This window comes from Lysinibacillus sp. S1, assembly GCF_044986265.1.
In the GTDB taxonomy this organism is placed as follows: Bacteria; Bacillota; Bacilli; order Bacillales_A; family Planococcaceae; genus Lysinibacillus; species Lysinibacillus capsici.
Genome location: NZ_CP173154.1, coordinates 2,416,614 through 2,428,350, shown reverse-complemented (window position 1 = coordinate 2,428,350; position 11,737 = coordinate 2,416,614). Strand labels below are relative to the sequence as shown.

Genomic DNA, 11,737 nt, shown 5'->3' with positions numbered 1-11,737 from the left:
CATTCAACAGAGTAAAGAGGTATCAAAGTGTTCATTTGATACCTCTTTTTTTATTTATTTTTCGTACATCGTTCAGCGGGCTGTTCAATTTTTACGTAACGCCATAAGTTATTGGCGATGTCACGGGCCTCTGCGATATGTTCTGTGCCGACGAAAGCCTTACGGAAAGGTGTAAGAAGTGATTCGATGATAAAAAGCTTTGGTTTTTCTTTCTGCAATTCTTCTAATAAGAATTGTGCATACTCCAAACCTTCCATTGTTTCGTTACTCGATAATCCCTTTGTAAATCCTTGTAGTTGTTCAATAACCATTCCTTTTGTAACGGTTTTATAGTTCACGACATTTTGAATGGTATTGATCATTTCAACACTTACGATAATCTCTTTTGACTCAAGCATAGTGGGTATAATTACGCTAATATTGCGCAATGCTACACGTACAATAGCTTCTCGATTGATATATTTATAATCGGCAATAAAGACAGCACGTAGAGTGAGGTTAATCATTCCAAGTGTTTGAACAGCACATTCATAGCTAATAGGGCTAATCTCTTCTCCAAAGACTTGTACTAGACGATTGGCGAGCCATTCTAGTTCTTGTAAATGGTAATTAATAATAATTTTTTTTAGTTCTTTATCTCTTGATTGGAAGATGGATTCGAATATCTGTACTAAATTATGTTCACGATTGACATACATGAGAACAGCGACTTGCTGCGTCAATACCTCTAAATCTGTAGGGTCTTTGCCATAAATGAGCTCATGGCGACGATTACTAGCTTCTTCGCGACCTTCATCTAAGATGGCGATTAAGCATTCATTTTTCGAAGTAAAATGATTATAAAATGTACCTTTAGAGATTTTAGCCGCATTGATGATGTCATTAATTGATGTATCTAGAAAGCCTTTTTCAATAAAAAGTTCACGTGCTGCTGTTATAATTTGTCTTTTTCTTTTGTTCATAACCTCACCTTTTTTATAATATTATACTCTTATTCTACACTTGGAATGCTTTTATATCAACGTTTATAAAAAATATAAACTTATTTGTTGAAAAAAGTAGACTACGAGTATAAAATAAGTTTTATCGTAAAACACAAGAAAGAATTGAGGGATATAAATGAATAGTGAGCAAACAATGAAAAAGCCCCCTTATGGCATGATAGCTATTCTATTTGTGGGTGCTTTTGTTGCTTTTCTAAATAACACATTGTTGAATGTGGCATTACCAACAATCATGAAAGATTTTGGGATCACCTATTCAAAAGTACAATGGTTAGCAACAGGGTATATGCTTGTGAGCGGTATTTTAGTGCCTGCTTCAGCATTCTTTGTGACACGCTTTAAAAATAGACATTTATTTATTACAGCGATGTCTATCTTTACAATTGGTACAATTATGGCAGGTTTCGCTCCTAATTTTGGCGTGCTGCTAGCAGGTCGTATGGTGCAAGCAGCCGGAGCTTCTAGTATGTCACCACTTTTAATGAACGTTATGCTAACAAGCTTCCCGAAAGAAAAGCGTGGGGCAGCAATGGGGATCTTTGGTTTAGTTATGATTATGGCGCCAGCAATTGGTCCTACATTATCAGGGTATATTGTGGAACATCATGATTGGCGTATGCTTTTCCAAATGATTATTCCATTTGCTTTAATTAGTTTATTATTTGGTGTTTGGAAATTAAGAAACGTGATGGAGACACGTGAAGTTCACTTAGATTTCCTTTCAGTACTTTTATCAACAGTTGCATTTGGTGGTATTTTATACGGCTTTAGTACAGCAGGAGATAAAGGTTGGTCAAGTCCATGGGTATATGGCACAATAACAATTGGCTTCATCGCTTTAATTATTTTCGTTGTTAAACAGCTGAAAATGGATGAGCCATTACTGGAACTACGTATCTATAAATATCCAATGTTTGCTTTAGGGTCTGTTATCTCAGTTATTGTCTCTATGGCAATGTTCTCAGGGATGATTTTAACACCAGCATATGTACAGTCTATCCGTGGTATCGAACCATTTGAAGCAGGCTTAATGATGCTTCCAGGAGCACTTGTCATGGGGATTATGTCACCAATCACTGGTAAGCTTTTCGATAAATTTGGTCCACGTGTGTTAGCCATTATTGGATTAACGATTACAACAATCGCAACTTTCGGTTTAACAAAGTTAGAAATTGATTCAAGCTACACATATATCGTATCGATGTATACAATTCGTATGTTCGGTATGTCGATGGTCATGATGCCTATTATGACAAACGGTTTAAATCAACTACCGCAAATGATGAATCCACATGGTACAGCGATTAACAATACATTACAGCAGGTATCAGGAGCAATCGGTAGTGCGATCCTTGTAACATTTATGAATAATCGTACAAAAGTTAAAGCGGAAGAATTAATTGCAGAAGCCAAAGCGAATGCTGCACAATCAGGAGCAACGCCTACAGCAGAGCAAATGCAACAAATGCAAGATCAGATTATGCAAACCGCCTTATTAGATGGTATTACGCATTCCTTCTTAATTGCAGCTGGTATAACAGTGATTGCAGTGGTACTTGCATTCTTCTTGAAACGCGTAAAAGTTGAAAGCGCAGCAGCGTCAATGGATTTAAAAAAACCAACTAAATAATCAAAGTAGCCCTAGCCAGTAAATATTTACTGGCTAGGGCTTTTTTTATTGAGTACACATGAAAAAAAATTTTAGGATTGGTGTTATTTTTCATCATTTTATTTTATATGATAATACTAATTTACAGAAAATTTAGATATTTAATAGTGGGGTGCTTCCTTGGTAGATGCATATATAACTGGCTTAGTGAAAGAACAGAAAATTCCAGGTGCTGTATTAATTGTTCAGCAGCAAGAAAGAAGGCTATTTTCATGCAATTATGGAGCCTATACTGCTGAGGACGGCAGCGAGCAAGCTATTTTAAGTAATACGTTGTTTGATTTAGCCTCCTTAACAAAAGTTGTCGCAACACTCCCAGCTATTTTACTCCTGATGAGTCGAAATCAAGTTTATATAACAGATCCAGTCCAAACCTATTTGCCTGATTTTAATTATCCTCTTATTACAATCCAGCATTTATTGCAGCATTGCTCAGGATTGCCAGCAGATTTAACACCTGTAGTTAAAAGACATCATAAGCGTGACATCCTGCAGGAGGTACTGGCAAGTGATGTAGTATGGCAGCCAAATGAACAAGTGCAATATAGTGATTTAGGTATGATTATTATAGGAAAGGTGATTGAGGAAGTTACTGGCATTTCATTAAAAAGTTTTGTAGAGCAAGAGGTTTTTAAGCCATGGGGCATGCATCATACATGTTTTCAACTGCCTGTGCATACAAGAAGGCTTGCAGCATCTACAGAAATGGTGGCAGGTCAATTTGTACAGGGAATAGTCCATGATGAGAAAGCTTTATTACTAGATGGTATTGCTGGTAGTGCAGGTTTATTTTCATGTGTAGAGGATTTAGCAAAGTATGCGGAAATTTGGTTAGGGATCAAGCAACAAAGTGTAATTCCATATGAATGGTTAGAGCTTGCCTATACGAAAACTTTTAAAACGAGGGGACTTGGGTTTGAAGTATGGGGAGGAGATGAAGCATCATTTTGTTTTGGTAGGAGGTGGAGCAAGGGCTCATTTGGTCATACAGGATTTACAGGCACGAGTATTTGGATGGACCCTGTAAAAAAGGCATTTGTCATTTTACTAACGAATGCTGTGCATTATGGGAGAAATACAAACATGGGAAGGATTAGAGAGAAGCTTCATACGATGATTTATGAAAAATTACTGATATGAAGGGTGGATCTGCTGGTATGAGACAAAAGAGTAAATGGTTATTGTTGCTTCTTTTATTACTCGTTGTGGGTTTAGTAGGCTGTAACACGAACGAGAAAATAACGACCTCAACAACACCTGATAATGAAGAGAAATCGAAAACTGAAGAGGYTKSRYYWWMWAYASRRMKYYGGCGCACAGAAGATGTTGCCAAGTATGAAAAAGTGATTGCTTTATTCAATGAACAACATCCTGAAATACATGTTTCATTTAACCCAACTAAAAATACTGAATATAATACAGTCCTCAATACGGCATTACAGGCTGGAGAGGGTCCAGATATTTTTCACTTACGTCCTTATGCAGCTGGATTGAAGCTTGCGGAGGCAGGTTATGTTGAGAAAATAAACGGTTTAAATGGATTGAATGTATTTCCTGAAGAAGCATTACAGGCTTCTCGTGATGACCAAGGGAATCAATACGGTGTACCAATTAACTTAAGCTCTACACAATTTTTCTATAATAAGAAGATTTTTAAAGATAATAATCTTGAAATTCCTACTACATGGGATGAATTCATAGCATTAAATGACCAATTATTAGAAAAGGGTATTACACCAATTGCAATGGGTACAAAAGAAGGCTGGCTATTATCGTTGCTACACGGTATTGTCGGTCCGGCTGTTTATGAGGGCAATGACTTTTACCAAGCAGTGCTCGCAGGAGAAAAGGATTTTACAGATCCGAAGTTTATTGAATCCATTCAAGTAATGAATGACTTGAAAAAGTATTTTCCTGTCAATTCAGAAGGCTTAGGAATGGATGATATCCGTACTTTGTTTGCACTAGAAGACGCGGCAATGTTTCCGTTAGGTAGCTGGGAAATTCCTGTTGTATTAGAAATGAATCCAGATTTAGATTTAGGTTATTTTCCTATTCCATCTAAAGAGAGTAATACAACAGTGACGACTTGGGTAGATGGCTCATTTGCGATCAATGCTAATTCGAAAAATAAAGAAGCAGCTAAAGAATTTTTAGAATTTTTAACAACTAAGGAGTTTGGCGATTTGTTTGTAAAAGAGTTTTCTATGATCAGCGCTATTCCAGGTATTACCTCTGACGATGCATTGTTAAACGCTATTAGTCATTCGACTGCAAATGAAGCAACGCCATATATGTGGGTAACTAATTTTACTGGTGGGGACCCAACAACAAAGAGCTTGCTTGAAAGTGAGCTACAAGGCATGTATTTAGGTCAAGTAACGCCTGAAGAGGTTGCCACAAAAGTACAGGAAAACGCTAAAGCTTGGTTTACGCCATTTCAAAAATAATGAAAGCATCAAGTCAGTAGACCCCTGAAGTGCTATAAGGAGTTTAGGGGTCTTGTTGTTTAAAAGGAGGCTGCTCATGATAAGAGAATATACAGCTCCATCAGTAAGAAGGAGGAAATCGAGAGTAAGGTGGACTATCCATCTTTTCCCTATTCCTGCACTAATAATCTATGGGTTGTTTGTGCTTTATCCGATAATAGCGGCATTATCCTATAGTCTTTTTGAATGGAAAGGGATGGCTCGTGGTGATTTTATCGGTTTCCAAAATTTTGTGACGCTTTTTACGACAGAACCCTATGGCTCCATGTTTTGGAATGCCTTTAAACATAATGTCCTCTATTTTGTTGTGCAAATGATTGTTATGAATGGATTAGCCTTCTTTCTTGCCTTTATTATTTATCAAAAAATTAAAGGTGCAGAGTTTTTTAAGGCTGCTTTCTTTCTACCGCGATTATTATCAGTGATTGTTGTAGGTTTCTTATGGAAGCTCATTCTAAATCCAAATTTTGGTACTTTAAATGTCATTTTGGAGAAATTAGGTCTTGAAACTTTACAAAAGGCTTGGCTTGGTGATCCCAACACGGCGTTAATCGCCATTATTTTAGTCAATTGTTGGTTTGGATTAGGTTTTGGTGTCTTAATTTTTCTTGCTGGCTTTCAAGGGATCCCAAGTGAGTTAGTCGAAGCTGCAAAGTTAGATGGCGCTAAGGGTTTTACTTTATTGCGTACGATTTACTTGCCTTTAATGGTGCCATCAATTATGATCATGGGCATTTTAACATTTATCCAGTCATTTGAAGCATTTGAATTAGTATATGCAATGCAGGGCTCCATGGGAGAGCCGTACTATTCTACAGATACGTTAGCTGTGTTTTTCTATCGTTTAGCATTTGGTAGCTCTACCGCTTCTGGGGCAACAGCTATTGGGTTGGGTTCGGCGTTAGCTACAGTACTATTCTTATTTATATTAGTTTGTACCACGCTATTTTTACGCTTTGCCAATAAAAAGAATGTTCAAATGTAAGGGGTGATTATAGTGAAGCAAGGCGCTATTTGGGTTCGACCATTTTATTATCTTGTGGTGTTTACGGTGGCGACCATTAGTTTATATCCAATTTTGTTAATGATTTTATCTTCATTTAAAAAGAGCGTGGATATCTATAAAAATCCATTGGGTTTACCGACTAGCTTTAGCTTAGATACTTATCGTACATTATTAGCAAAAATTCCATTTACCACATACTTTCTAAACAGTCTAATTGTCAGTATTGTATCTGTGATACTAATAGTGGTTGTTTGTTCACTGGCTGCATTTTATATTGCTCGCTTTAAATTTTCTTGGAATCATGCATTGTTCTTTATTTTTTTATTAGGCATGATGATTCCTATAAAATTGGGGATTGTCCCGCTCTTTATATTAATGCGTGATTTAGGACTGATAAATTCCTTATGGTCTTTAATTTTGATGAACATGGCGACAGGTATTCCATTATCCATGCTGATCTTAACTGGCTTTTTTAAAACAATGCCTTATGAATTAGAGGAAGCAGCCCGTATAGATGGGGCGGGGAACTTAAGAGTTCTTTGGCATGTAATGATACCGTTAATGAGACCTGCCCTTGGAACAGTGGTTATTATAAATTTTATTGCTTCATGGAATGATTTCTTCTTCCCACTTATTTTTATTACAGAAAAAATGAAACGGACGATACCTGTTGGAATGATGTCACTTTTTGGTGAGCATTCGGCAGATTGGGGCTCTCTTTTTGCAGGTTTAACATTAGCTTCATTACCAATGATCCTATTATTCTTTATTGCCTCAAAGCAATTTATGGAGGGGCTGACGGCTGGTGCCATTAAATAGGCAATACATTATTGGGGTCGATGGTGGTGGGACGAGAACTCGTGCAGTGATTGGGACAAGAAAAGGGGAAGTGCTGGCTTTTGTTGAAGGAGCTGGAACGAATATAAAATCAACGCCACCTGACGAGGTWAGGCTACATATTATCAAGCTCCTTGCCACGTTACTACAAAAGATAGATGCAACAAATAATGATATTGCTGCGGTGTTCTTATGTGTGGCAGGGGGCGATCGCCTGTTAGATAAAGAACGCTGGGAGCAATGGATTAGCTTCCTTTTCCCTGCTAGCTCCTGTAAGATAACCATCACCAATGATGCGGTAGCGGCACTTACTAGCGGCACATTTACACAGCAAGGGCTTGTTGTGATAGCAGGAACGGGTTCCATCGTATATGCAGTTGGAAAAAATAACCAAGTTAGTCGTGTTGGAGGATGGGGTTATTTATTAGGAGATGAGGGCAGTGGCTACTATATTGGGCAAGAGGCATTGCGATTGATTACGCGACATTATGATGCTATTGGCGTGAATGAGGATCTGTTTACAGCGACTATTATGGAGCAGCTAGCATTAAAGAATCCTACTGAAATTATTACGCATGTTTATGAGCATCCACAGCCACGTGTACTCATAGCCTCCGTAGCTCGTGTGGTGTTGCGTTTAGCAGAACAAAATAATGATAGGGCACAAAAAATTATTGAACACGCTGCTCATCATTTAACTCATTTCATCCAAATAATGTTGAAAAAAGAGCCTCAGCTAAAAGGTGACTCTATTGTCCTATGTGGAGGTTTATTCGAAAATTTTTATTTTGTTCAATGCTTTCGAGAAAAATTACAGCTTGCTAAAATACCTAATCGACTAATACAACCAGAGGTGCCACCTGTTATAGGAGCTTTCGTTAATGGACTTCTCAGTGAAGGAATTCCAATCACAGAGGCTTTACAACGAAAGGTAAAAGGAACTTGGATGAGTATCCATGAAAAATAGTGTGGAGGGATTTGATTTCAATGGAACGAATGACAAAACTGACGACTGAAGGCTATCATCCAGATACGACAAATCTAGATTTAATGTCCACTATTGAAATTGTAAAGCTGATGAATGAAGAGGATAAAAAAGTACCATTAGCCATAGCAAAGGTTTTACCTGAAATCGAGCAGGCTGTCACAGCTGTTGTGGATGCACTAAAGAATGGCGGTAGATTATTTTATGTTGGTGCAGGGACAAGTGGGCGAATTGGTTTGCTAGATGCCGTAGAATGTCCACCTACATTTAGTACATCACCAAAGCTTGTGCAGGCAATATTGGCTGGAGGAGCAGATGCAGTAATGATTGCCATAGAAGGTGCAGAAGATGATCTTTCATTAGGAGAGGTTGAACTACAGAAACAACAGCTAACAAACCGAGATGTAGTGATAGGGATTGCAGCAAGCGGTCGAACGCCTTTTGTCAAAGGAGCATTAAATTATGCTCAACAACTAGGGGCAAAAACAATCAGCTTAGTGAGCAACGCTCATTCTATTATTAGTAAGCATGCAGATATTGCAATAGAGGTGATTACAGGACCAGAAATTTTAACAGGTTCTACAAGACTAAAGGCTGCAACAGCTCATAAACAAATATTAAATATGATTACAACGACAACCATGATTAAGCTTGGAAAGGTCTATAAAAATTTAATGGTGGACGTTCATGCTAGTAATTTTAAATTGCGAGAGAGAGCCAAACAAATCGTCTGTGAGGTAACGGGAGTTTCTTATAATCAGGCTGAAAGTGTTCTGGAGCAAAACAATTATCAAGTAAAGCTCGCGATTGTGGTGCTACTGACGAATACAACGATTGAAGAGGCGACGGAATTACTTGCTCAATCAGAAGGGCATGTGCGGAGAGCGGTGTCTCTAAAGAAATATTGATGAAGGAGGTACATGGATAACTTCCTTTTATCTAGAGATGGAGCTGGAAAAATGGAAAAAATAAATGCGGGTTTAATTATGCTTGCTGAAATGTGCGAAAAGCTTCCACTCTCCGAAAAAAAGGTGGCAAGCTATATATTAGCACATCCTACACAGGCTATAAAAATGACAGCGGTTGAACTAGGAGAGGCTAGTCAAACAAGTAGTGCCGCAGTTATTCGGCTGTGTAAATCGTTAAATATTAGTGGTGTTCAAGAGCTGAAATTGCGCATTGCTGGTGATTTACAACATGCTAAAGTTGAAGATCGAGATATTGAGGCGAATGAAGCGCTGCCATCGATTGTAGAGAAGGTAACGACGCAAAGTAGTGAAATTTTGACACAAACAGCTAATTTAATAAATATTGCTGAATTAGAGCGTGCAATAACGGCTTTATCACAAGCTGATAAAATTATATTTTTTGGAGTGGGTGCATCAGGTATAGCAGCAATGGATGCAGATCAAAAATTTTTACGAATCAATAAAAATAGTAGGGCATTTGTGGATTTGCATTTAGGAGCTACAGCCGTTGTCAATACACAGAAGGGGGATGTGGTAGTAGGTATCTCCTTCTCCGGAGAAACGCATGAAGTGGCTAAAATCCTTGAAATAGCTAGCCAAACACCAGCCACTACAATCAGTTTAACGCGCTATGGTAGTTCACTAGTGTCTAGCCTAGCAGACATTTGTTTATATATCTCTCCCAATGTTGAAGCAACTTTTAGAAGTGGTGCCACTTCCTCACGTCTAGCGCAGTTACTTGTCATTGATATTTTATTTATGGGGATAGTGACGAGTGCCTATGAGCAGACAGTGGATTATTTAGATGAAACACGTTCTGTTATTCAGGGGTTGCATAAAAAAGTGGCTAAAAGAAAAAATAAAATAAAAACATATTAGTGTTAGTATGTTCAGACTGTAGACAAAAGCTATCGAGAAGTTTTCTCTCGATAGCTTTTGACATTTTTATTCTCGGAAATAAAAACGAATTCTGGTTTTAGGTATTTAGTTTAATATTTTTATAGATGTAATATCATTACCCACTTTTTTCTTTTAACTCTTTCTTATAAGCAACAATATTGTATTGATATTTTGGATTAAATGGTTGGTGAGTTAGTCCATTTTGGAAAAAACATATTTTTTAACCTAATTTTAACCTTGTTATTGTAATGTGCTAGGTAAAGCAATATTTTGTAAGGAGGTTTTAAGAATGGAACAATATGTCGGAGAAATTCGGTTATTTGCTGGTGATTATGCCCCAGACGGCTGGGCTCTTTGTAATGGTCAACTATTATCTATTTCCGAAAATGAAATACTTTTTTCTTTGATTGGCACAACCTACGGAGGAGATGGTCAATCAACCTTTGCATTACCAAATTTTCAAGGCAGGGTTGTAGTACATCAAGGACAGAATCCAACTACTGGTACTACCTTTGTCAATGGTCAAATGGGAGGGGCGGAAACCGTCACTTTAATCTCTTCACAGCTTCCTGCACATACACATCAGGTAAAAGCTTCTTCTCTTGATGGCACAACCCCTAGTCCAGAAAATGCTGTTTGGGCAAAAAATATACAATATTCGACACAACCACCAAATGGCACAATGAATGCCGCCATTGTTTCAAGTGTGGGAGGAAACGCTTCTCATAACAATGTAATGCCGTTTTTAACAATTAGTTACATTATTGCTCTTTACGGTATGTATCCAACAGAATAGGAGGTATGAAGGATGAGTGAACAATATGTAGGTGAAATACGATTATTTAGCTTTGGGACAGTTCCAAGCGGATGGGCGCGATGTGATGGACAAATATTACAAATTAATACAAACCAAGCGCTGTATTCAATTTTAGGAGCAACTTATGGTGGTAATGGCTCTACGACATTTGCATTACCTGACTTAAGGGGAAGAGTCCCAGTTCATGTAAGCAGTAGTATCACACGTGGACAAAAAGCAGGAGAAGAGGTACATGTATTAACAATTAATGAGATGCCAACTCATACACATATTGTTAATGGTAGTTCAGAAAGTGCTACGTTGAAAGTGGCTACTGGAAATGTATGGGGTACATCTGCTAATAATATTTATTCTGTCAATCAACCAAATACTATTATGAACATGCAAGCATTGTCAACATCAGGAAATTCGCAGTCACATCAAAATATGCAGCCATACAGTGTCGCTAATTACTGCATAGCTTTAGTAGGAATTTATCCATCAAGAAATTAGAAAAAAGGAGGTGGGCAAAGTGTCAGAAGCATATATTGGAGAAATTAGAATATTTGGCGGTAATTTTGCACCAAAAGACTGGGCTTTGTGTGATGGTCAGATAATAAACATTGCCTCGAATAGTGCATTATATGCTATTTTGGGTAACAGATATGGAGGAGATGGTAAAACAACCTTTGCATTACCAAATTTAAATGGTAGAGCAGCTATTCATCAAGGAACAGGTGTAGGTTTAACGCCTAGAATTATAGGGAGTAGTGGTGGTGCCCCCTCTGTAACGCTGTTGGAAAATGAGATGCCTAGTCATAATCATCTAGCAAATTGTAACAATCTTCAAACCACTAATAATGATCCAACGGGTGCAATATGGACAGATCAGCAAGGGAAAGGAACTGTCCCAGTTTATACGTCACAAGTAAATAAACAAATGAATCTAATGACGGTTAATGCTGTTGGAGGAAGTCAACCACATAACAATATGCAGCCATATTTAGGACTGAACTTTATTATTTGTTTATATGGGGAATGGCCTCCTAAGAGTTAACGATTCATTAAATGAAGGGTGTGAAA

11 protein-coding genes and 1 pseudogene are annotated in these 11,737 nt (G+C 37.7%); 11 read left to right on the top strand and 1 reads right to left on the bottom strand.

The window, feature by feature from the left end; all coding sequences use genetic code 11:
• Positions 1-50: 50 nt before the first annotated feature.
• Positions 51-962 carry a TetR/AcrR family transcriptional regulator gene (locus tag ACHZEU_RS12075; protein WP_048391889.1) on the bottom strand — a complete coding sequence of 304 codons (912 nt, stop codon included), beginning with the start codon at positions 960-962 and terminating at the stop codon, positions 51-53.
• Between the two features lie 157 nt (positions 963-1,119).
• On the opposite strand from ACHZEU_RS12075, the gene ACHZEU_RS12070 reads away from it, so the two are divergent.
• From ACHZEU_RS12070 to ACHZEU_RS12020, 11 genes and pseudogenes are all read left to right on the top strand, one after another.
• Complete coding sequence (locus ACHZEU_RS12070; RefSeq protein WP_103117329.1) at positions 1,120-2,634, top strand: DHA2 family efflux MFS transporter permease subunit; 1,515 nt, start codon at positions 1,120-1,122, stop codon at positions 2,632-2,634.
• A gap of 159 nt (positions 2,635-2,793) precedes the next feature.
• Positions 2,794-3,813, top strand: coding sequence for a serine hydrolase (locus tag ACHZEU_RS12065; RefSeq protein WP_048391885.1), 1,020 nt, complete (start codon positions 2,794-2,796; stop codon positions 3,811-3,813).
• Positions 3,814-3,830: 17 nt separating this feature from the next.
• Positions 3,831-5,123, top strand: a pseudogene (locus ACHZEU_RS12060) (ABC transporter substrate-binding protein).
• Between the two features lie 76 nt (positions 5,124-5,199).
• Positions 5,200-6,147: a sugar ABC transporter permease gene (locus ACHZEU_RS12055; protein WP_333881148.1), complete on the top strand. Its 948-nt coding sequence runs from the start codon at positions 5,200-5,202 to the stop codon at positions 6,145-6,147.
• Positions 6,148-6,159: 12 nt separating this feature from the next.
• On the top strand, positions 6,160-6,987 hold the full coding sequence (locus ACHZEU_RS12050; protein ID WP_333881149.1) for a carbohydrate ABC transporter permease: 828 nt from the start codon (positions 6,160-6,162) through the stop codon (positions 6,985-6,987).
• Entirely contained in the window at positions 6,974-7,972 is a 999-nt protein-coding gene (locus ACHZEU_RS12045) for a BadF/BadG/BcrA/BcrD ATPase family protein (protein WP_333881150.1), read from the top strand. The genes ACHZEU_RS12050 and ACHZEU_RS12045 overlap by 14 nt, the downstream gene beginning before the upstream one ends.
• A gap of 20 nt (positions 7,973-7,992) precedes the next feature.
• Positions 7,993-8,898: an N-acetylmuramic acid 6-phosphate etherase gene (gene murQ / locus ACHZEU_RS12040; protein WP_048391877.1), complete on the top strand. Its 906-nt coding sequence runs from the start codon at positions 7,993-7,995 to the stop codon at positions 8,896-8,898.
• Between the two features lie 51 nt (positions 8,899-8,949).
• Positions 8,950-9,837, top strand: coding sequence for a MurR/RpiR family transcriptional regulator (locus tag ACHZEU_RS12035; RefSeq protein WP_175400798.1), 888 nt, complete (start codon positions 8,950-8,952; stop codon positions 9,835-9,837).
• Positions 9,838-10,147: 310 nt separating this feature from the next.
• Positions 10,148-10,654, top strand: coding sequence for a phage tail protein (locus ACHZEU_RS12030; RefSeq protein ID WP_048391873.1), 507 nt, complete (start codon positions 10,148-10,150; stop codon positions 10,652-10,654).
• Between the two features lie 12 nt (positions 10,655-10,666).
• Positions 10,667-11,167, top strand: coding sequence for a phage tail protein (locus tag ACHZEU_RS12025; RefSeq protein ID WP_066038389.1), 501 nt, complete (start codon positions 10,667-10,669; stop codon positions 11,165-11,167).
• A 19-nt stretch (positions 11,168-11,186) separates the two neighbouring features.
• Positions 11,187-11,711, top strand: a complete 525-nt coding sequence (locus ACHZEU_RS12020; protein WP_066038390.1) for a phage tail protein — start codon at positions 11,187-11,189, stop codon at positions 11,709-11,711.
• The last annotated feature ends 26 nt before the right edge of the window (positions 11,712-11,737 follow it).